The organism is Corynebacterium kroppenstedtii DSM 44385, assembly GCF_000023145.1.
Lineage (GTDB): Bacteria > Actinomycetota > Actinomycetes > Mycobacteriales > Mycobacteriaceae > Corynebacterium > Corynebacterium kroppenstedtii.
This window is the reverse complement of record NC_012704.1, coordinates 1,841,920-1,863,559: the sequence shown is the minus strand read 5'-3', so window position 1 is coordinate 1,863,559 and position 21,640 is coordinate 1,841,920. Positions and strand designations below refer to the sequence as shown.

Sequence of the window (21,640 nt, the reverse complement as noted above, 5' to 3'; positions counted from 1 at the left end):
AAAAGTTCAATGCAATGTATTTTCAAACTGGGGGGAACCTTATGTCCACCCGCCGAGGCTGTCAAGGGCCTTGGTTCGGTGGCCCTAGTTTGATAGCTCCAGCATGTCCACGGTCCTGCTCCGATGACCTCGGACCCCTAGCTTGATGTGCTGGTCACCTAATACGATGAGGGGCATGCACGTTTCTGATTTGCCGGACCGTACCCAGGACTACCTGAAGGTGATTTATGACCTGGGCGAGTGGAACGCGGGCCCGGTCACGTCGACGCGGATCGGCGAAGTCCTAGGGCAGAAAGCGTCGACGGTGTCAGAGGCGTTGAAGCGGCTGGTGCAGCAGGGGCTCATTGTTCATGAGGCGTATAAGCCCATCGAGCTCTCCTCAACCGGGCGACCATTGGCTTTGCAAATGGTTCGTCGGCATCGCTTGCTGGAGATGTATCTGTGCGAGTGCGTCGGTTATAGCTGGGATGAGGTTCACGACGAGGCCGAGCACCTCGAGCATGCTGTGTCGGACATATTTGTCGAGCGTATCGCGGCTCTCATGGGCAATCCCACGCGCGATCCGCATGGCGATCCCATCCCGGACAAGGAGGGCAATGTCGCTGAGACCGATCCTGGCTTGCCGTTGGATACTGCGCAGGAAGGCGACGTGGTGGGGATTGTGCGCATTGCTGACCGCGACTCGGGTCTTTTGCGTTACTTAGCGACGAAGGGGATTGTGCCGGGGGTCGATGTCGTCGTTTTGCCGCGTCCTTATGGCGGGATGATGAATATCCAGCTCGTGGATGAAGGGGAGGGTGGTTCCAGCGCGGCGAACGCCTCCACGTCAGCGGGTACCGAGAACGGGGTTGATATAGCAAGCATTAGCGCAGCGTCGGCAAGGGATATCAGGGTCAAATAGGTGACGAGGTGAAGCCCCCGTCGGCAAGTGATTTTCGGGAGTGCAAGGGAATCAGTTAATTGTTACTTGATCGTTATGTTGTTCTTATAATACCAGGTAAACTTTTTATAGAGCCAGCTTAAAAGCTGCAGATTAGTGGCAAAAATGCCCCTTTTTGCTGCGAGATGGTAGCGGAGCTGAGATAAGCCAACTAATGTGAGTTGTGTTCGGTACGCGAAAGCGTTCAGACAACCTAACGTAGATTGGCATGCTCCTGCTTGACGTGCTTCCCATTTCGGTCAAGTCCTTTGTAGCACGCCTGCTGCGTTGTTTTAGCAGTTTTATTAGATATATTGCGTAACTATCAGTAAAGGAGATTTACGTGGCTGATCAGAAGTTCATTCAGGCCGTGCTCGAGTCCACCGCTTTTGACAAGAATGGCGACAAGGTTGGCAAGGTTGGCCAGCTTTTCGTCGACAGCAATAGCGGTGAGCCGACGTTCGTAGCCGTGAACACCGGACTGTTTGGTCGCAATAGTTCTCTCGTCCCGCTGGCTGGCGCTAAGCTGAACAACGAGGAACTCCATGTTGCTCACACCAAGGATGAGATCTCGGACGCTCCGAACATCTCTGACACCGACGAAGGTCTGGAGCCCGAGGAAGAAGAGCGTCTGTACAAGCACTACGGCTTGACGACGCAGGACTCCGCTCAGACTCAGACCTCTGACCGCGGAAACGCTGCTCAGGCTGGTACTGCTGCTGGGACCGGCGCTGCCGCTGGAACCGCTGCTGGTACGACGGGTCGTCGTGAGGAAACTACGAAGACCTCTGCTGAGACGAAGAAGACCTCCGCTGACACTGGCAAGAAGGCTGCTACCTCCGACGACGGTTCCGTGATCCGTTCCGAAGAACAGCTCAACGTTAACAAGGAGAAGGTTGCCTCCGGCCGTGCCCGCCTGCGCAAGTACGTCGTCGAGGACACCGAAACCGTCGAGGTACCGGTCAGCCGCGAAGAGGTGAAGGTCGAGCGCGAGAAGCTCTCGCCGGAGGAAGCCAAGAAGCTGGGCAACACCCGCATTGGCGAAGAGAACGCCGACGTTGTGCTCCACGAGGAGCAGGTCAACGTTGACAAGGAAACCGTGCCGGTGGAGAAGATCAACCTGAACAAGGAGACCGTCACCGAGAAGCAGAAGGTTTCCGAGGACCTCAAGAAGGAACGCGTCGAGTTCCAGGACGAGACCAAGGACGGCAAGAAGTAGTCCAAGTGGACTATTAGTCCGCGAGCTATGGTCCCGTGATCTCATGGGTTCACGGCGCTCGGAGGATTAGTTCTCTTTCATAGTTAGACAAACGGCGTGCTTACCAGCCTGGTAGGCGCGCCTTTTGTTGTGTCTGAGGGGCTTTAACTCTGCTTTGCGATGGTGTTTGCGCGGTTCGCACCCGCGTGTTGGAAAACTGTGGGGGTATGTAGGGGTCGGTTGTGAAAACTGCGGGTGGATATGGTCAATTTTTGGCCATTTTTCTGGCATATCGCCCCGCACTTTTCGTTGGGCCGCGTATTCCGCCGCAGTTTTCGAGCTCAGACGCGAGAAAACCTAGGAATTTCCCGCTTATATTCCTCATCCGCACGTTTCCCGCGGTTTACTCCAGCGATGTGCACTGCGGTTTCATCACATTCCCCACGGCCCCCACCGAGCTTTTAATCGTCGACAATCTTGTTTAGGAATTTTTCGACGATCCGCCGGGTCTGCAGCGTCTCGGTGAGGAAGCCGTCGTGCCCGGTCGGCGTCGTAATTTTTGACAGCCCAATGAAGTTGCCGAGGTTGCGCGACAGGTGTTCCTGCTGGTGAAACGGGTAGAGGATGTCGGAATCGACGCCGGCAACCATGATCGGGACGGTGCATTCGCCGAGGACGGCGTTCATGCCGCCGCGCCCGCGTCCGATGTCGTGGCGGTTGAGCGCGTCGGTGAGGATCACGTAGCTCCCGGCGTCGAACCGTGCGGCGAGCTTGGAGGCCTGCGAATCCAGGTAGCTTTCGATGGAAAAGCGCTGGTCACGGTGCCGGTAGGGGCCGTATGGATCTTCGTCGCGCTGAGGGTCGGCGCCGAATCGCTCGTCGAGCTCGAGCTCGCCCCGATAAGTTAGGTGTGCAATGCGCCGCGCCTGGCCGATCCCGTGAGTGGGCGCCCGCCCGGTGCCGTAATAGTCGCCGCCCTGCCAATCAGGGTCGGCCTCGATGAACCGGATTTGCGCAGATTGAATGCCGATTTGCCACGCGCTCGCTCGGGCGGAAACCGCGATAACCAGTGCCGACGCGACCACGTCGGGGAACATGATGCACCATTCCAGGGCCCGCGCCCCGCCCATCGATGCGCCAACGACGGCGTGAAGCCGCCGGATGCCGAGTTGCTCCAGCGCGCAGTGTTCGGCATCGACCATGTCCCGCATGGATAGGGCCGGGAAGCGCGACCCCCACGGTGCTCCATCAGGACTTATCGACGACGGACCCGTGCTGCCATTGCAGCCTCCCAGGACATTCGTGCAAAGGACGAGGTAGCGGTCTGTGTCGAAGCCGAGGCCTGGGCCGATGAGCCCTTGCCACCATTCGGCGGCGTTGCCATCGCCCGTGAGAGCATGCTCGATGAGGATTATCGGGCGGTCGAGAGGGTTTGGGGGAGGGGTGGCGTCTGGCGTTAGGTCGGGCGCGACATCGCCCGGTGTTGAGTCGGGCATCGTGTCGCCCGGTGTGGTGTAAAACGCGTATATGCGGAGCGACGCGCCAGGTAGCGGAACACCAGCCTCCGTCACCCATGGGTCGTCGGCCGGCGAGAAAGGCACGTCGACGTACTGCCCATTGGGCGGAAGCGTTACCTGTTCGGTCACGGCCGACACCTCCTTATTGTCTGGCGTGCCCACCCCGACAACACACGGGCGCACAACACACGGCCAAAGGGCCGGCCATCGTTGCGCGGCCAGCCCCTCGTCGGCAAGAAGATTAACCCTTAGAAAATTAACCTAGAAGATTAAATTTGCTCAAAGGCCTGCTTGAGGTCGTTGATGATGTCGTCGATGTCCTCGATGCCGACAGAGAGTCGGATGGTTGACTCGTTGATTCCCGCAGCACGCAGCGCCGGCTCATCGGACTGGGAGTGCGTGGTCGAGGCCGGGTGGACAACCAGCGACCGCACGTCGCCAACATTGGCCAGGTCCGAGTGCAGCTTCAGGGCGTCAATGAACTTCCACGCCGTGTCGCGCCCGCCATCGATGTCGAATGAGAACACCGAGCCGGGGTATTTCAGCCCCAGTTTCTCCTTGACCGAATACCATGGCGAACTCTTCAGCCCAGGGAAGTTAACCTTCGTGACCTTCGGATTGCTTTCCAGATATTCAGCGACTTTCTGCGCATTTTCGTTATGCTTTGCGATGCGAAGAGATAAGGTATCCAGACCTTGGGCAGTGACCCACGCGTTAAACGGCGATGGCGTCGCACCCGTATCGCGGAGCAACCCCGCGCGAGCCTTCAACCCGAACGCCACATTCCCCAGGTCCGCGTACTTCAACCCGTGGTACGCGGGATCCGGCTCGACAAAATCGGGGAACAGCGGCTTGCCGTCGCGCTCCACCGTCCAATCGAACTTCCCGCCGTCGATTAACACACCGCCAAGCCCGGACCCGTTGCCGGTGTAAAACTTCGTCAACGACGCCACAACAACGTCGGCACCCAGCTCCAAAGGACGCACAGCAGCCGCCGTCGCCACAGTATTGTCGACGATCAAGGGTACGGAATGCTCATGGGCAACCTCCGCGATCGCCGGAATGTCCAGGATATCGGCCTGCGGGTTGGCGAACGTCTCGCCATAAAACGCCACCGTGTTGTCCTTCGCGGCCGCGTCCCACGACTGCGGATCGTCCGGATCCTCCACGAACGTGACCTCAATCCCGAGCCGACGGAACGTGTGTGCCAACAGCGTCTCCGTGCCGCCATACAAGCGCGGTGACGACACGATATGCGACCCCGACCTCGCGATATTCAGGAACGCCGCCGTCTCCGCCGCCTGACCGGACGCGAAGAGCACCGCATGCGTTCCACCCTCAAGGGAAGCCAACCTATTTTCGACGGCGGCCACCGTCGGATTTGTCAGGCGCGAGTAAATCGGGCCCTCGTCCTCCAGGCCGAAGCGCTGCTTGGCGTGCTCGGCGGAGTCGAAAACGTATGAGGACGTGAGGTAAATCGGGAGGTTTCGTGAGCTTGTCTCACTATCGACCGGCTGGCCGGCGTGGATGGCGCGGGTCTTGAAGCCCCACTGGTCGGCGTTGCTGTTGTCGTACTTGGTTGTCATGGTGTTTCCTCAAAATTCGTTGTGTTGGTCTTGTGTGGTGGTTTTGTGGCCGTCGGGTTTGTGTGGCTGTCGGTTTTCTCGCCGTCTGGCTCTCGGGACGTTTGCCCTAAACGTTTTCCCTGGCGCCCGAGGTGGCGTAGCCGCTTGTGGAGAAACGGTGTGGTCGTTACCCGAAGGTAAGCTCTTCCGAACTCATAAAAAGAGATTAATGTACCGCTCGGTCTAGTGCAAACCGCCCTGTCTATTTTGCGTAAATATGCCCAGCTCAGAGCTATGAAAAATTCTAGACTAAGCGGTATGTAGATTGTGTGTTGTACGAGGCTTATAGTTCACTGCATGTGGGATGTTAATCGTGTGTTGGCGATGCTCACGCGCTGGTGGATGAACGCAACACGTTGCTGTCACGCGGAGTTCACGTCCGCGTGCCGAAAACTGCGGAGGTATACCGTGATCGGTTGTGAAAACTGAACTGCTCCCCACTAGTCGGTGTCTAATTTCTCAGTCCAACTAACGGGGAGCAGTTCAGGAACGCATATCCGCGACATCGACGAATCCACCCCCGTTTGGGCTCGGAATCAAATATCCCTTCCCGCTGGCTGTGGGGAGCGACTAGTCTTGGTTGCAGAGCGAGTTCCCGCTGGCAAGGCAGTGAAACAAGATGGTACCCCGCTAGGAAAAGGGGTCGATGAAGTGGCCTTATGTCGGCGGGAACTTGTTTATGATGCCGGCCCCACTACCCGCGGGGTTGAGGCACCGGCCCCTCCAACCGTGGGGCTGTAATAAACACCCTGCTACAAAGTGGGGTAATAACCCGTCGTTGAGGTAGATCATCCTCGACGTGTCTCAAGTGAACATTCGCTCGAGGCAAAGGTAGCCTGATGGCACTTACGCAAGTGATCAGTAGCTGATCAGTAATGCGAGGGTGTGCGAATGGATTGTCGGCACTCTGGGGAGAGCTTCCGCATCGATGGGGAATAAGCCAGGTCAACACGCTGCGCACCCATGCAGCATGTTGTTACACCGATAACAGATCGAGGTTTACAGTGTCCGAGCAATCCGCATCCCGCCCCTCCGACAATCAGGGCAACGAACCAACTGATCAACACAACGAGGTATCTCCGACGGCGACCACTTCGGAATCCCACACCCCTTCGTCGGAAGCCTGGGACGTCCCGGTAGCCGCGCCGGGGTCGTCGTCGGAAAGAATCGGGGTCGTCATGACCTCGACGGACATTATTACGTCGGCGGAAACGCACTCGCAGCGGGCGAAGAGCGCGCAGAGTTTTCGTGAGGAAACCGACCTACTGGGCACTCTGCAGGTTCCCGCCGACGCCTACTACGGTGTGCACACGCTGCGCGCGGTCGAGAATTTCCAGATTTCGCGGACGAACATCAATCACGTTCCGGAGCTCATCCGCGGCATGGTGATGGTCAAGAAAGCCGCCGCCATCGCGAACCGCGAAGTCCACGCGCTACCAGCCAAAAAGGCGGAGGCGATTATCTGGGCTTGCGATCAGATTCTCGACAAACACCGCGGGATGGATCAGTTTCCTATCGACGTGTTCCAGGGCGGGGCGGGCACGTCCGTGAATATGAACACGAATGAAGTCGTCGCGAATTTCGCGCTCGAATACCTGGGGGAGCCGAAGGGTAATTACGACGTTATTAATCCAAACGACGACGTCAATATGTCCCAATCGACGAATGACGCTTACCCAACCGGTTTCCGTTTAGGTTTGCACTTCGCGATTGAACAATTGGCGAACCATGTCGACGCTCTGGAACGCGCATTCCTGGCCAAGGGAAATGAATTCAACGACGTTATGAAAATGGGGCGGACGCAATTACAAGATGCCGTCCCCATGTCATTAGGACAAGAATTCCGTGCGTTTGGAAACAATTTGGCGGAAGAGCGGAGTCAGCTGGAACGTGCTCAAAGCCAACTACGTGAGATGAACCTGGGCGCGACGGCCATCGGCACCGGCCTGAACACTCCTGCGGGGTATCAAGCAGCGGTGATCCGCGCACTAAGCACAGTGTCTGGCCTGGACATTAAGCCCGCCCGCGACCTGATCGAGGCAACCAGCGACACGGGCGCGTATGTCAACGCGCACTCGGCCGTCAAACGTCTGGCAATGAAATTATCGAAGATTTGCAATGATTTGCGTCTTCTGTCGTCGGGGCCGCGTGCCGGGTTAAACGAAATTAATCTCCCCGAACGCCAGGCGGGCTCGTCGATTATGCCGGCGAAGGTTAACCCGGTTATTCCGGAAGTCGTTAATCAAATTTGTTTCAAAGTCTTTGGAAACGACGTCACCGTCGCGATGGCTGCGGAAGCCGGACAATTGCAGTTGAACGTGATGGAACCGGTGATCGCGCAATGTGCGTTCGAATCGGTGCGGTTCCTCGTGCGGGCCTGCACGACGCTGCGCACCCGCTGCGTCATCGGAATCACCGCTAACGAGACCGTTTGCCGCCGTTATGTAGACAATTCGATCGGAATCATCACGTATCTGAACCCGCTGATCGGCCACCACTGGGGCGATGTGATTGGTAAAGAAGCGGCTCAGACCGGCCGATCCGTGCGCGACCTCGTTCTGGAGAAAGGGCTGCTGGATAGAGATACGCTTGACGATGTCCTCAGCCATCACAACCTACTGAGCCCCAGCTTCCACGGAAAACTATACAACGGGGTCGAGGAAGACTAACGGTGCGCTCGGGATGGGTGCGCCAAAAACTGACGACGCGCTCAGGGCGGGGCACACGAATCAGCCTGGTGCCCCCGTCGCACCTGTCCCCCCCGAGTCACCTAGCGCGGGCCGCCAGTGGCGGCAGACTCAACTAGGTACCTTCAACGCAGGTAAACCCCTACCGGTGCAGGACGTCGATGATCGTGTTGAAGGTCTTTGACGGCCGCATCACAGCGTTGACCTTGTCATCCGACGGCCAGTAGTAGCCGCCCAAGTCGACCTCGGAGCCCTGCACAGAGAGCAGCTCTTCCGCGATCTGATCCTTCTTCTCGTCGAGAGCGTCGGCAATCGGCTTGAAAGCCGCAGCCAAATCGGCATCGTCGGTCTGCTGAGCCAACGCCTTCGCCCAACCCAACGCGAGGTAGAAGTGCGAGCCGCGGTTGTCGATCTCGTTGACCTTACGCGACGGGGAATGCCCCTCTTCCAGCACACTCTCGGTGGCCTTATCCAGCGCATCGGCAAGGATCCCAGCGCGATCGTTCCCGTCCTTGCGGGCAAAGAAGCGGAACGATTCCGCCAGGGCAAGGAACTCACCCAGCGAATCCCAACGCAGGTGGTTTTCCTCTTGCAGCTGCTGCACGTGCTTCGGTGCGGATCCGCCCGCACCGGTTTCGAAGAGCCCGCCACCAGCGATCAGCGGAACCACAGACAGCATCTTTGCTGACGTGCCCAGCTCCATGATGGGGAAGAGATCGGTCAGGTAATCACGCAGCACGTTGCCGGTGACCGAGATGGTGTCCTCGCCCTTGCGGATGCGGTCGATCGAGTACTTCGTGGCGGCGACGGGATCCATGATCTGGATGTCCAGGCCGTCGGTGTCCTCGTCCTTCAGGTATTCCTCGACCTTCGCACGCACGTTGTTGTCGTGTGCGCGCTCCGGGTCGAGCCAGAACACGGCCGGCATTCCCGACAGGCGTGCGCGCTCAACGGCCAGGCCGACCCAGTTGCGCACCGGGATGTCCTTCGTCTGGCAGGCGCGCCAAATGTCGTTGGCCTCGACGTCGTGCTCCATCAGCACGGTGCCGGACTTGTCGACGACCTGCACCTTCCCGTCGGACGGCATCACGAACGTCTTGTCGTGCGAACCGTATTCTTCCGCCTTCTGAGCCATCAGCCCGACGTTCGGAACGGTGCCCATCGTCGTCGGGTCGAAAGCGCCGTTCTCGCGGCAGTCGTCGATAACTGCCTGGTAAACACCGGCATATGACGAATCCGGAATGACTGCCAAGGTGTCTTGTTCTTCGTCATCGGCGTTCCACATATGGCCGGAGGTGCGGATCATCGCGGGCATGGAGGCGTCGATAATGACGTCCGACGGGACGTGAAGGTTCGTGATGCCCTTGTGGGAGTTCACCATCGCCAGAGCAGCGTTGTCCTTCAGGGCCTGCTCGAACGCGTCCTTAATCTCGTCGCCGTTGTCCAGATCCGACAGGCCTTCAAGGATGGCGCCTAAACCGTTTTCGCCATTGAGGCCGGCGGCAAGTAGTTCTTCGCCGTACTTGTCGAAAACATCGTGGAAGTAGGCGCGGACCACGTGACCGAAGATCACCGGGTCCGATACCTTCATCATGGTTGCCTTCAGGTGGACAGAGAACAGCACACCCTCCGCCTTCGCGCGGCTGACCTGGGCACGGAGGAACGTGTCCAGTGCCTTCGCGCTCAGCACGGTGCCGTCGACAATCTCGCCCTTGAGAACAGGGAGGGATTCCTTAAGAACGGTGGTTTCGCCATTCGGGGCGACCAGCTGAATCCGCAGTTCATCGTCGTTCTCAAGAACCGCCGACTGCTCGTTGTGCCGGAAATCGTCCGACTCCATCGTCGACACGTTGGTCTTGGAGTCCTTGCTCCATTCACCCATTGTGTGCGGGTGCTTGCGGGCGAAGTTCTTGACGGCCTTCGGCGCGCGACGGTCCGAGTTACCCTCGCGCAGAACAGGGTTAACGGCAGAGCCCTTGACCGAGTCGTAGCGGGCGCGAGCGTCGCGTTCCTCGTCCGTCGACGGCTCCTCGGGGTAATCCGGGAGTTCGTATCCAGCGGCCTGAAGCTCCTTAATCGTCGCCTTGAGCTGGGGTACCGACGCTGAAATGTTCGGCAGCTTCACAATATTTGCGTCCGGGGTCTTTGCCAGCGCACCCAGTTCGGCCAGCGCATCGTTGACCCGCTGGTCCTCCGGCAGCACATCATTGAACGCCGCCAAGGTGCGCGCCGCCAATGAAATATCCCGGGTTTCGACGTCGACACCGGCGGTTGACGCAAACGCTTCCACCACTGGCTTCAACGAATACGTTGCCATCAAAGGCGCTTCATCGGTACGGGTGTAGATAATTGTTCCCATGGTGGGGCAAAACTCCCTTACTCGCTAAATATTGTTCAGGATTATGCGTGCTGTGCGTGCCAAGGCCGGTGTCCGGGCAAGATTACTGCCGACGGTGTGCAGATGTTGTGATCTGCATATGATGTGCATATACAGCATTGATCTGCGGATTCGTGCAGTGCGTCATCACCTAGACAAGGCCTGGGTAGCAAAGCTATCAACATAGCGGATACTTCCTTTTTCTAGAGTACGTGACGACGCCACAAATGCGACTCCACGATGTGAGGCACCCCCACAGACGGGGCGACGATACGCTCGTCGAGAAGGTGGGGATGTGACGGTTGGTCCCCGCAGCTGGGGCTGGGGAGCGATGGGCGTGCCTACCTGGCTGGAGCGGGGTCCCCTAGGGCGCTATTCCCCGCGCGAAGGTGTCCAGTAACCATGAGGAAAAGCCCGGTTCGAGTTGCTCCAACGTGGCTGGAAGAGGCCGGCTCAGAAGGCCCACTCCCATTTGGAACTGTGCTGGGCTGATTTCTGGGCGAACCAGCCCAGCGTTTTTAGCGCGATTCAGTACGGGTTCCACCTGACTCAAAGCCTTCGTGCGTAAAGCTGTAATCCGATCATAAAGTTCAGGCGACACAGCGATCTTTTCAGCTATTTGTGCCACCAAAGCGCCCATTCGTAATTCGTAATCGTCGGCAATGAAAGCTGACCATGTAGTGGCCGGATCTTCATCCCAGGACGGCGCGTCAACGTACTGATCACACACTGCTTTGAACCGGGCCACCATTTCTTCGGCGACGCCCACAAAGAGGTCCTCGCGTGTAGGGAAGTGCCGGTAGAGGGTAGCGATGCCAACCCCAGCATCCTGTGCGATGGACCGCAGTGAAATATCTGGACCGTTGGTGGCAAAACCTTGCCACGCAGCGTCAATGATGGCGGCACGGCTGGCAGTCGCGTCTGCACGCACGATGTTTCTCCTAGTGGTGTGGTCTCAGCGCTTGAAACCGTTGATGGGTTCACATTCTGTCACGTCTGGCGCGTTTGCGCCAATCTAAACGGAGCGCTATGCTCCATTTGCATTCGGAGCGAAGTGTTCCGTTTATTCGGGTAACGCCGACAGGTCGCACTTTCGGGTCCTACCTAGGGGTTAACCACGTCCATGCACGTCAACGGCCACGTCGCACGACACAGACAGCATCGCGGAAAACGACGACGGTCGCGTTACACGGCGAAACAAATCAGAAAAACAGAAAAAGAGGAGACCTTATGGCAATGAACAGCGGTTCCACGGAGGTGACCACCAAGAGCGCCCAGGCCACCACACACGCCACTAACACCACGGAATCCACCACGAACCAGGCACCTAACAACGCCACCAACGAGGCGTCGACAAACACGTCGAAAACCACTGAACACACGTCGGCTGGAAAAGTAGTGGGTATTGTGCTCGGCCTCCCCGCCATCGTCACCCTCATGCTGTTGTCCTTCTTGGCACCGGCAGTGAATTCCGGTGCGAAAGATCTCCCGCTCGCTGTCAGCGGGCCGGACCAGGCGGTTAACCAACTCACTCAAAACATGGAGCACAACGAGCCCGGGGTGTTTGAGATCAAACATGTTGACGACGCCAAACAGGTCGTTCACGACCGCGAGGCCATCGGAGGCATCGCGCTGGGACAGCCGACGGCCGGCCCCAACGGCACCCCTGTTCCCACTGCCGAGGTGATTACCGCGACAGGTGCCGGAACTACATATCTCCAGGTCATGAATGGGGTCACCCAAACGCTCACGGCGCAAGGTGCCCAGGTCACCACCACAGATGTGGCCCCGCCAGCTTCCGGCGACGAACATGGAACCGCCTTCGCTACTCTGGCGCTCCCGATGGCGTTTGGCGGCATGATCTCCGCAGTCGTCCTGTCTACCCAGGTCCGCGGAGGACGCACTCGCCGATTTCTCGCCTGCGGGGCGTTCGCCATCATCGCTGGCTTCATCTTGGCCGCTGTGATGCGCTTCGGCTTCGACGTCGTCGACGGAAGTTATTGGGAAATCGTGGGCACATTATCGCTGGCCATCGTCGGTGTTTCGATGTTCGTACTCGGCATGGAGTCCAAGTTCGGCTACGCGGGATTGGGCATTGGCGCTGTGTTCGTCATGTTCCTGTCGAACCCGCTCTCCGGCATGCAAACGGGCCCTGATTGGCTGCCTTCGCCATGGGGAACCATCGGACAATTCCTCCCCTTAGGCGCTGCCGGCTCAGCACTACGTTCGGTCGGATTTTTCGACGGCGCCGGGTGGGCTACCCACGGCATCGTGCTGGCCTGCTGGGCTCTGCTAGGAATAGCGCTAGCCGGTTGGTCTGCGTGGACAGCCTCGAGGCGGAGTCACTGAACGATCCCCAGGAATCCAAAACCGTAGCGGCGCCTCTTTGTTCTTCGAGATCCCGATCCGCGGGCCCGTGACATAAGGGGCAATGTCGTCCTCATCGCGGGCACGGCTCAGCCGCAGCTCGGGAGCTTCGGGATTGCCGACGTCAACCACGTGGGCGTCGACATCCGCCTGTGCATCGGGCTCACCCGCCGTCCCAACGCCATCATCGACGACGATGGGCATCCCGTCGAGATGAAGATCTAGGCCCAGCGCGGATCCCACATTCCCCGGCCCCCGGGCGAGGCCATCGTCCTCGGGGCGGTCACCTCGTCGAGATCGAACGACGTCGTAACCATCAATAACGCGCCCGGCCCGCAGCAAGAGCCCCGACGCGACGCCTTCGGGGCAGCACACCACATTGCCCGCACGATGAATGCCGTAGCTTGCATAAACGTAGAGATGCAGCGGTGGGCCGAACATTGTCGCGCAGCGTGGCGTCGGCCCCCGAGAAGCATGTGACGCGGGATCGGCTTCCCCCAAGTACGCCTCGACCTCAGTAATCATCAGCGCGACCGGGCCGCGGCGAAGCGTCGACCCCAAGACGTACGGGGCGACAATGTCCGCGGGATGGAAAAACAAGTCCGGCGGAAACCCCACCGATAACACCTCCTCAGCTGCAGACCTGGTCGGCCTCGTGCTCATGGTCCGCGTCGTCGCCACCGTCGACAGGATTACACACCAACACAACGACCATCGCCACAATGACTACGGCCACTCCGGCGACGGGCACCGGCACCCAGGTGGAAGCGACCGTCACCACAGCACCAACCGGAATCACGGTCCGCACAATTCGCGGAGTCCCAGGGTGCGCGACCGCCCAAATCGCGAGGATGAAGACTGCCACCGGCGCAGTCACCGCCAATGACACAGCGACATAAGAAAGCTCCGACGAGCCCGTCACGTAGTCCACGAGCGCCTCGATCCCCGCTGAGAACGCACCAGCAGACGCGAAAATCAGGTAGTGCGCATAGCCCCATCGGACAGACAACAGAATGGACGAGTTCGATAACCGCTCCGTGTGCCGTGGATAAAAGTAGATCCACCAAATACCTGCGCTGATCACGATGGTCATGATCGACACATCGATCAGCTGACCAATGTGCTCGCCCTCATCAAGAGCCTCGATAATCGCATTGGCCGAACCCAACAGCGACTCGCCTAAAACAATGATGGTGAACAGGCCGTACCGCTCGGCAATATGCTCCCGGTGCCACGGCGTCCCACCCGTGACCTCGGCAACCAGAGGAACCGACAGCTCCACGATGACGAACATAACGAATATCCACAGGGGAATACGTCCCGACGTGACCATCGCCGAGATCACCCACAGCACCTGCGCCGACAAGATTCCGATGGCGTAGGTTAACGCCGAACGGCCTTCCCGTCCCTTAGCGCGAGAAGCGCGAAGCCACTGCGCTCCCATGGCAACGCGCATAATGACATAGCCAATGACCATGATGCTGAAATCGCGGTCTTCAAACACGTCGCCGATCCCCGCGGTGAGGACCAGCACGCCCGCCATCTGCACGAACGTGCTTAAGCGGTAGAGCCAGTCGTCGCTATCGAAACTGGTGACAAACCAGGTGAAGTTCATCCACGCCCACCAAATGGTGAAGAACACCATGAGATATAGGCCAATGCCCTTGCCCGCGTGGCCTTCGGTGAGGGCATGGTGCAACTGCACGCCAGCCGTCGATACGGCAACGACGAAGACCAGGTCGAAGAAGAGCTCCAGAACGGTCGCAGCGCGATGGGGTTGCTCAGGATCACGCGGGCGCATCGGGGTGAGGAAAAAGCGGGGGCGTCGAGTGTCCTGTGTTCGCACGTCAGATGAGCTCACTGGAGGTCCTTCTGTTAGTGAGGGGGGGCGGTCGCGTTGGGGGGCGTCGGGATGACAGCGTGATGAAGGCGCGAGGTCGTGCCTAAATTCAGAGTCAAGATTACCTGTCGGTCCCGACAAAACCGGACACGGCTTCCCTCACAGAGACGGACGACGTCGGTCGGGTCATACAGTCGGACAAAGCCGAGCCAGTCGACCCGTCGCGGCTGCAGCTGAGATACTTCGCTCAGAAGAGCTGAAATTACCCCGTCTCGAAGCCCAACAAAGTAAAACGAATCACACTCCGCACGGGAATGTAATGAATTGTGCAGGGGAAAATGCCCATTTCGCATTGCACGATGGCACACGTATGTGCAAATGTAGGCAACTCGAACGCGACCACAAGGAAACCTCCGGAGACATGACAATGCGTCGCTTCGCCCGCCAATTCCGTTAATTCCGCGTCCGCATAACCCCCTGATTCCGACCGAACTAATACCGACGCAAGACCGATAAATTCACGTTTACACCGACTACATCGACACACGATCACGAGTACATGACGCACCGACGTCAAGAGAAGAGGAAGTGTGATGCCTGTGGGGAGCCTCATCCGTAGAGCCGTCGACGTTTTTCGCGACTATATGGACGCAGACAACTACATCATTGCGCCACGCGCATTGACCGAGCCTGTTGCTACGGGAGATGCCCATGCGCCGGAGGGCATGGAGGCGTCCGACGAGCGTGAATCGGGGCGTGAATTTGGCGACGCGTCGGGGGCTCCTCAAGAGCCGTACGCAACGCTGGTCCACCAGTCGCTGAGTATCGACATCGATGACCACCCGCAGGCCCACGGCAACGGATACTCCCTTGACGACGCAGGTGACGACGAGCACGGCGCTGCCACGCACGGCACCGCAGAGGACAAAGCCGCCCGCAAGGCGGCGAAAGCGCAGCAACGTCGCGATAACCGAGCCCGCCGCGCTCAGGCGCGCAAAGAGGTTGTGGCAAAGAGTACGCAGGCGTCGAAGAAAGCAGTCGCGAAAACTGCCCACTCGTCGCGTGCCGCTGCAGCAAAGACGGCGCACACCTCGCGTGCCGTCGCAGCGAAAACCGCGCACACGTCCCGCGCCGCTGCTGTGAAAACGGGTCAGGCTTCACGCCACGCCTATAACAGCAGTAAGCAGGTCGTCGTGGAGCGCATGCCAGAGCGCAAACCGATCCCGCGGCAAACAGAAATGGGGTCCCGACGTGCCCTGTTCGCCCTGATCGCGCTCTCCATCGGCGGGTTCGGCATCGGTACCACGGAGTTCGTCTCCATGGGGTTGCTGAAGTACATCGGTGCCGATTACGGGATTTCCGACGGCGCCGCCGGACGGATCGTCACCGCCTACGCGATGGGCGTTGTTGTCGGAGCGCCGCTGATCACCGCTCTGACCGGCAAAATCCCCCGTCGGCGGCTGCTCCTCCTGTTGATGGGGGCGTTCACCGTCGGCAATGGTTTAAGTGTTTTTGCCCCGAACTATCCTTTCCTCATAGCGGCTCGGTTTATCGCCGGTATCCCACACGGCGCTTTCTTCGGGGTGTCCTCGCTGGTTGCGGTGTCCCTGTCCAAGCCTGGTAAGCGAGGCCAAGCAATCGCCATTGTGAACCTGGGGTTGCCGATTGCCACGTTGATCGGTGTTCCGCTCGCGCAGGCGATCGGCCAGGCGATGAGCTGGCATTATGCGTACGCCATGGTGTCGCTGATCGGGCTCGCCACCTTGGTCTCTATTTGGATCGCGCTGCCGCACATGACGCTTATGTTGACGACGAACCCGTTGACCGAACTCAGTGCGCTCATTAAGCCGCAGGTTTTGCTCACCTTGCTCATGGGCACGGTCGGATTCGGTGGCATGTTCGCCGTCTACACCTACATTTCGTGGACGATGACGGAAGTCGCTGGCCTGCCGGCAAGCCTCATGTGGATCGTGCTGATGTCTTACGGCGTCGGCATGATTATCGGCACCTGGTTCGGCGGAAAACTGGTGGACTACAACCCGGAGCGTGGAATTTTCTTCTCGCTCATCGTCATGATGGTGATTTTGACCGCGTTCTTCTTCACCTCCCATAACCCGTGGCTCGGCACCATCAACTTCGCGCTGATCGGGATGTCAGGATCGCTACTCACCCCGAACCTGCAGTCCCGGCTGATGGACACGGCCGGTGAGGCGCAGAACCTCGCATCCGCCCTCAACCAGTCCGCGTTGAACCTTGCGAATGCCGGGGGAGCAATGGTCGGTGGCTGGGTCGTGTCCGCCGGGTTCGGCTACTCCAGTGGTGGCCTGGCCGGTGCTCTCATGGCGCTGCTGTCCATGATTGTGTGGGCGCCCACCGCGCTGGTTCGTAAGCGATCAACCGCGTCGGTGCAGCATGTCAAGGCCCCAGCCAGCTAAAACACCAGTTAGACCGGGGAGCATAAAGGGGCAAAACAGTGGCCGAATAGCGGCCCAATAATTGCCGACGCCCCACCAACGTCGCGCAGACGCCCACCGTCGATCAGCCGTGACCAGGCCTATCGCCCCGACGTCGGCTGCCCCGATGAAGTCGTGTCCTGCGCATCCGCTACGATGTCCGGCATGCCTCCCCACAGTGCGCCGATAAAACCCAATGATGACAACACCCCTGGACACCGGAATTCGTTTGCCGCGTCCGCCGGATCATTTGCCGACGCCTCGCTGACTGTCGCGTCGATTAACGTGAATGGAATTCGTGCGGCGGTCAAGCATCGGTCGGAAGAGAACCTCGGCTTCCATGAGTGGTTGAAGAACGCGAACGTGGATGTTGTGCTCTTGCAAGAGGTGCGGGCGTCGGAAAAGCAGGCCGAGGATGCTCTCAAACCTGCCCTCGACCATGGATGGTCGCTTACCGTAGCGCCGGCGGCAAGTCGTGGTCGCGCCGGGGTGGGGATCTTGTCGATGTACCCCGTCGACGACGTCGAGATCGGTATTCCCGATTTTGAGGATGCAGGCCGCTGGATTGAGGGGACGATTCACGCCGGTGGGGGATTAGGCGATGTGCGTCTCGCGTCTTTGTACCTCCCGAGTGGCGGGTGGAACGAAAAACAAGACGAAAAATACGCTTTTTTGGACTCTCTTGCCCCCGTGCTGGAGCAGCGGGCCGGCCAGTACGACAAGATGCTCGTCGCCGGGGACTGGAACATTTGCCACCGTCGAGAGGACCTGAAGAGCTGGAAGGGCAACCGCAAGAAGGCCGGCTTTTTGCCTGATGAGCGCGCATTTATGGACTCCATTTTCGGTCCGGGCCCCGGTGTGACGGTCTCTGAGATCAATGACGCGACCGAGGCGCCCCGTGGCGTGACCTTGAGCGATGGGCGACGGCAGGGCAACGCCGGCGCTATTGGTGATTTCTTCGCCTCCAAGGACTACCAACCGTCCGCAGCGAGCTTCCGGGGGCCGGCGAAAGATCCGAAATGGGTTGACGTTCAACGCTCATTCCACGAGGACGAAGAAGGCCCCTACAGCTGGTACACCTGGCGCGGTCAGGCTTTTGACACGGGTGCCGGGTGGCGTATCGACGTCCACGCGGCGACACGGAGTCTGGCTGAGCGGGCGGTCGCTGCCCGCACCGACGTCGCTGATACCTATGATCTTCGCTGGTCGGACCATTCGCCCGTCGTCGTCGGTTTTAAATAGAAATATCTATTTCAAGTGCCCGGTATCGAAGCTGTCTGACGGCCGGTTGCAGAAACGCGTGTGGCAAGAAGTACTGTAAACCCCATGGCTAGTGAGAATGAACAACAAAGCGCACAAGAACATAAGGCTCGTGTTGTCTCGGGGTTGCAACCGACGTCAGATTCGTATCACTTAGGTAATTATCTGGGTGCGGTCCGGCAATTCATTAAATTGCAGGATAACTATGACGCCTTTTACTTTATTCCGGACCTTCACGCGATCACGGTGGATCAGGATCCACAGCAACTGAGGAAGCGCACGTTATCTGGTGTTGCGCAGTTGTTGGCTTTGGGCATTGACCCCGACCGGTCGACGCTGTTCGTGCAGTCTCACGTTCCCGAGCACGCTCAACTTGGGTGGATCATGACATGCCTGACCGGTTTCGGTGAGGCCAGCCGCATGACCCAGTTCAAAGACAAGTCGTCGAAGCAGGGCACTGAGCGGACAAGCGCTGGTTTGTTCGCCTACCCCATGTTGATGGCTGCCGACATTCTGCTGTACAAGCCGGAGCTGGTTCCTGTGGGGGAGGATCAGCGCCAGCACATGGAACTCACCCGAAACTTGGCGCAGCGCTTCAATTCCCGTTTCGGTGAAACATTTGTTGTTCCCGACGGTTTTATTCCGGAGGGTGCGGCGAAGATTTACGATCTTCAGGAACCGACATCGAAAATGTCGAAGTCCGGGTCGAATCCCAAAGGGATTGTTAATTTGCTCGACGATCCAAAAGTGTCAGCAAAGCGAATCCGTTCGGCTGTCACCGATAATGATGCCGAGATCCGCTACGACCGCGAAAACAAGCCGGGTGTCTCGAACCTCCTTGTTATCCAGGGTGCGCTGACAGATAAGGACCCCAAGGACCTCGCGGCACAATACCAAGAGTCCGGCGTTGGCTATGGCGAATTGAAGAAGGACACAGCAGAAGCTCTTGAAGCCTTCACCACTCCGCTGAAAGCCCGGTACGAAGAATTCATGTCTGATCGGGCGCAATTGGAGAAGATTCTTGCCGACGGCGCAGAGCGTGCCCGCTATGAGGCACACAAAACTTTGCGTAAAGTGCATAAGAAAATTGGGTTTTTGCCAGAAAATAAATAACCCTAAGAGACAATACGAGAGAACGATACGAAGCGGAGTCAGCCGCATTTTTGGCTGAATCACAAGCTGAAACCATAAAGGAAGGGCTATTGTGGCTCCAGCGAAAAACGCGGCAGACAAAAATACCGGGCGCGCGGACGAATACACCGGCATGGAACGGTCGCACGACGACGAACTGAGCAAAATGGAAAAGGCTCGGCTGCGGTTCCCGTGGCTCGACCACCTCATGCGCATGCAAGACCGCTATAGCGAACAAGGTGGCAACCACTTTGCGGCGGGGATCACGTATTTTTCCGTTCTCTCCCTCATCCCCATTATGTTGATCGTTTTCGCCGGCTTCGGTTTCGTTCTGGCGGGGAACGACGCTGCCATGGACAAAGTTGAGCAGCAGATCTTGGATCTGGGCACCAGCGGTCTTAAAGACACGCTGCAAACGCTGGTGGATACAGCCGTTGAACGGCGCAGCTCCATCGGTGTTATCGGTCTTTTGACCGCACTCTGGACCGGTCTCGGCTGGATGGGCAACCTTCGCCTTGGTGTCTCTGAGATGTGGAAAGTGAAGATCACCCCGGACAATTTCGTGAAGGGGAAGTTGTCAGATCTTATCGGCCTGATCGGGCTGTTGGTTGCCTTTGTGGCTGCCTTTGTGGTGACCGCTATTGGGTCGTCGAGTCTGACCAAGAAATTCCTGGAATATATTGAGCTGGATTCAGTACCGGGAATTCATTTTGTGACCTGGTTGGTTGCATTCATTGTTGGTTTGCTCGCTAACTATATTGTGTTTGTTTGGCTGCTGAAATTCCTGCCGAGGGAAAAAGTGCCGTGGAAATCGGTGCTTCAGGCGGCGATTATCGGCGCAGTGGCCTTTGAGTTGATCAAGCAGTTCGGTGCGGTATTCATTTCCGCCACGATGAACAATCCAGCGGCCGCTGCATTCGGGCCCGTCATCGCCATCATGGTTCTCTTCTACCTGATCTGGCGCGTTGTGCTCTATTGCTCGGCGTGGGCCGCCACGACTCAAGAATCCCGAAAAGTTGTCGACGTTCACACCCCGCCGCCTGCGGTCATTTCTATCCGCGGGACAGAGGTTGATGAAGAATCATCGACGACGAAGAAGGCCGGTTTGGTGGGCGTTGGCGCCCTCGTTGGGGCTTTGACCGTTGGCTCGGCGATGCGCAAAGCGCGCGGTAAGAAGAACGACGCGTAGTAGAGCGGGGACGCCGGATCCATGTACTTCTGCGGGGCGCGATGACTATGACCATCGCGCCCCGCAGAGCTCATTAGCTGGTTATATAGCGATGTGGCTGCAGTAGTTACCTCATGGCCCTACTGCAATATCGCTCCGTTGTTACTGCATAGTTTTACTGTGCCGGTGCCGGGCCCTGGTGGGCAACGCTCGGAGCGCCGAGCTGCGTACCCGTGTTGATGAGCATTTGGTCGAACTGATTGACCGTGGATACGACTGCCTGGCGGGCGAGCTTGGCAGCTTCTGGGGCAACGTTCTGGGCAGCTCCGATGGCCGTTGCGAACTGGTTACCGGCTACCTGCGCTGCGTCAGAAACATGGTGGATGACTTCATTGGCCTGAGCTGCTTCGGCATCAATCGATGCCTGCTTCTGTGCAGTGCGGTTATCGATGGACGCGTGTGCACCGTCTGCAACACCATCGATTGTTTGGTTAGCCACAGAGACAGTGTTGTCGACGGCGGAGCCGACAGCATTGTGGACGGCAAGCTGTGCACCAGCGAAATCGTTGGAGGCCGCGGCTGTCCGTTGCGTGACAGTATCCGCGATACCTGCGCCGACCGGATTATGGTGGGCCTCTGACTGCTCGCGCACCGAGTTCGCTGTGGACGCAATGCGCGTGGCGGTATCAGCGTTAGCCTGTGCCACAGTGTCATAGGTGCTGGTTAGAGAGTCGTAAAGCGGGGTAACCACGGTCCCGACGGACTCTTTAGCATGGCCGTGAATAGCGTCGATACGATCATTTTTTCGTGCGGCTTGCGCAGCGTTAGCTGCGGATTCCTTAGTAGCTTCAGCCTTGACTAGCCGGTGAGCATCGTGGTGAGCACCGTCAATGGCCGACGCAAGTGCCGTGTCAGCCGGGTGCTCAGGCATCGAAGTGGGATGTGCCATGGCCACATTAGCGCCACTCAGCACCAAGGCTGTGGACGCCATGATGGCTACTGACGAAGCCGCTACGCGACGCGTCCGAGTGGAGACACCGTGATGACCAGGAGTGGCGGTTTCACGAGGGGACGATGATTTCGTATCCATACCTGACA

15 protein-coding genes are annotated in these 21,640 nt (G+C 58.5%); 8 read left to right on the top strand and 7 right to left on the bottom strand.

What is annotated here, in order from left to right; genetic code table 11:
• Positions 1-175 precede the first annotated feature (175 nt).
• Together CKROP_RS07770 and CKROP_RS07765 are read left to right on the top strand one after the other, a co-directional pair.
• Positions 176-901, top strand: coding sequence for a metal-dependent transcriptional regulator (locus CKROP_RS07770; RefSeq protein WP_081429439.1), 726 nt, complete (start codon positions 176-178; stop codon positions 899-901).
• 361 nt (positions 902-1,262) lie between these two features.
• Positions 1,263-2,138 carry a YsnF/AvaK domain-containing protein gene (locus tag CKROP_RS07765; RefSeq protein ID WP_012732185.1) on the top strand — a complete coding sequence of 292 codons (876 nt, stop codon included), beginning with the start codon at positions 1,263-1,265 and terminating at the stop codon, positions 2,136-2,138.
• A gap of 440 nt (positions 2,139-2,578) precedes the next feature.
• Here the strand turns inward: CKROP_RS07765 and metX are convergent, their stop codons facing one another.
• Together metX and CKROP_RS07755 are read right to left on the bottom strand one after the other, a co-directional pair.
• Complete coding sequence (metX, locus tag CKROP_RS07760) at positions 2,579-3,763, bottom strand: homoserine O-acetyltransferase MetX (protein ID WP_012732184.1); 1,185 nt, start codon at positions 3,761-3,763, stop codon at positions 2,579-2,581.
• A 140-nt stretch (positions 3,764-3,903) separates the two neighbouring features.
• Positions 3,904-5,220, bottom strand: a complete 1,317-nt coding sequence (locus CKROP_RS07755; protein WP_012732183.1) for an O-acetylhomoserine/O-acetylserine sulfhydrylase — start codon at positions 5,218-5,220, stop codon at positions 3,904-3,906.
• Positions 5,221-6,437: 1,217 nt separating this feature from the next.
• Between CKROP_RS07755 and aspA the strand changes: the two genes are divergently transcribed.
• A complete protein-coding gene (aspA, locus tag CKROP_RS07750; protein ID WP_052292497.1) occupies positions 6,438-7,928 on the top strand; it encodes an aspartate ammonia-lyase in 1,491 nt (496 codons plus the stop codon).
• Between the two features lie 160 nt (positions 7,929-8,088).
• On the opposite strand, the gene CKROP_RS07745 is transcribed toward aspA, so the two are convergent.
• Both CKROP_RS07745 and CKROP_RS10780 read right to left on the bottom strand, forming a co-directional pair.
• A complete protein-coding gene (locus tag CKROP_RS07745) occupies positions 8,089-10,305 on the bottom strand; it encodes an NADP-dependent isocitrate dehydrogenase (RefSeq protein ID WP_012732181.1) in 2,217 nt (738 codons plus the stop codon).
• 382 nt (positions 10,306-10,687) lie between these two features.
• Positions 10,688-11,254, bottom strand: coding sequence for a TetR/AcrR family transcriptional regulator (locus tag CKROP_RS10780; RefSeq protein ID WP_012732180.1), 567 nt, complete (start codon positions 11,252-11,254; stop codon positions 10,688-10,690).
• Between the two features lie 299 nt (positions 11,255-11,553).
• On the opposite strand from CKROP_RS10780, the gene CKROP_RS07735 reads away from it, so the two are divergent.
• On the top strand, positions 11,554-12,672 hold the full coding sequence (locus tag CKROP_RS07735) for an ABC transporter permease (protein WP_012732179.1): 1,119 nt from the start codon (positions 11,554-11,556) through the stop codon (positions 12,670-12,672).
• Here the strand turns inward: CKROP_RS07735 and CKROP_RS07730 are convergent.
• Positions 12,628-13,308: a DNA-3-methyladenine glycosylase gene (locus CKROP_RS07730; protein WP_012732178.1), complete on the bottom strand. Its 681-nt coding sequence runs from the start codon at positions 13,306-13,308 to the stop codon at positions 12,628-12,630. The two genes, CKROP_RS07735 and CKROP_RS07730, sit on opposite strands and share 45 nt — an antisense overlap.
• A gap of 13 nt (positions 13,309-13,321) precedes the next feature.
• Positions 13,322-14,551, bottom strand: a complete 1,230-nt coding sequence (locus tag CKROP_RS07725; RefSeq protein WP_012732177.1) for a low temperature requirement protein A — start codon at positions 14,549-14,551, stop codon at positions 13,322-13,324.
• Between the two features lie 572 nt (positions 14,552-15,123).
• On the opposite strand from CKROP_RS07725, the gene CKROP_RS07720 reads away from it, so the two are divergent.
• The 4 genes from CKROP_RS07720 (at position 15,124) to CKROP_RS07705 (ending at position 20,563) form a co-directional block, all read left to right on the top strand.
• A complete protein-coding gene (locus CKROP_RS07720) occupies positions 15,124-16,965 on the top strand; it encodes an MFS transporter (protein ID WP_012732176.1) in 1,842 nt (613 codons plus the stop codon).
• A 174-nt stretch (positions 16,966-17,139) separates the two neighbouring features.
• On the top strand, positions 17,140-18,225 hold the full coding sequence (locus CKROP_RS07715; RefSeq protein ID WP_012732175.1) for an exodeoxyribonuclease III: 1,086 nt from the start codon (positions 17,140-17,142) through the stop codon (positions 18,223-18,225).
• Positions 18,226-18,309: 84 nt separating this feature from the next.
• Entirely contained in the window at positions 18,310-19,356 is a 1,047-nt protein-coding gene (gene trpS, locus CKROP_RS07710) for a tryptophan--tRNA ligase (protein ID WP_012732174.1), read from the top strand.
• A 91-nt stretch (positions 19,357-19,447) separates the two neighbouring features.
• A complete protein-coding gene (locus tag CKROP_RS07705; protein ID WP_012732173.1) occupies positions 19,448-20,563 on the top strand; it encodes a YhjD/YihY/BrkB family envelope integrity protein in 1,116 nt (371 codons plus the stop codon).
• Positions 20,564-20,717: 154 nt separating this feature from the next.
• Here the strand turns inward: CKROP_RS07705 and CKROP_RS07700 are convergent, their stop codons facing one another.
• Entirely contained in the window at positions 20,718-21,632 is a 915-nt protein-coding gene (locus CKROP_RS07700; protein ID WP_012732172.1) for a hypothetical protein, read from the bottom strand.
• Positions 21,633-21,640: the final 8 nt, after the last annotated feature.

Bases quoted from the DNA above. Each gene is read 5' to 3' on its own strand.
- CKROP_RS07770 (WP_081429439.1), top strand. From the start codon at position 176: ATGCACGTTTCTGATTTGCCGGACCGTACCCAGGACTACCTGAAGGTG.
- CKROP_RS07755 (WP_012732183.1), bottom strand. From the start codon at position 5,220: ATGACAACCAAGTACGACAACAGCAACGCCGACCAGTGGGGCTTCAAG.
- aspA (WP_052292497.1), top strand. From the start codon at position 6,438: ATGACCTCGACGGACATTATTACGTCGGCGGAAACGCACTCGCAGCGG.
- CKROP_RS07745 (WP_012732181.1), bottom strand. From the start codon at position 10,305: ATGGGAACAATTATCTACACCCGTACCGATGAAGCGCCTTTGATGGCA.
- CKROP_RS07735 (WP_012732179.1), top strand. From the start codon at position 11,554: ATGGCAATGAACAGCGGTTCCACGGAGGTGACCACCAAGAGCGCCCAG.
- CKROP_RS07720 (WP_012732176.1), top strand. From the start codon at position 15,124: ATGCCTGTGGGGAGCCTCATCCGTAGAGCCGTCGACGTTTTTCGCGAC.
- CKROP_RS07715 (WP_012732175.1), top strand. From the start codon at position 17,140: ATGTCCGGCATGCCTCCCCACAGTGCGCCGATAAAACCCAATGATGAC.
- trpS (WP_012732174.1), top strand. From the start codon at position 18,310: ATGGCTAGTGAGAATGAACAACAAAGCGCACAAGAACATAAGGCTCGT.
- CKROP_RS07700 (WP_012732172.1), bottom strand. From the start codon at position 21,632: ATGGATACGAAATCATCGTCCCCTCGTGAAACCGCCACTCCTGGTCAT.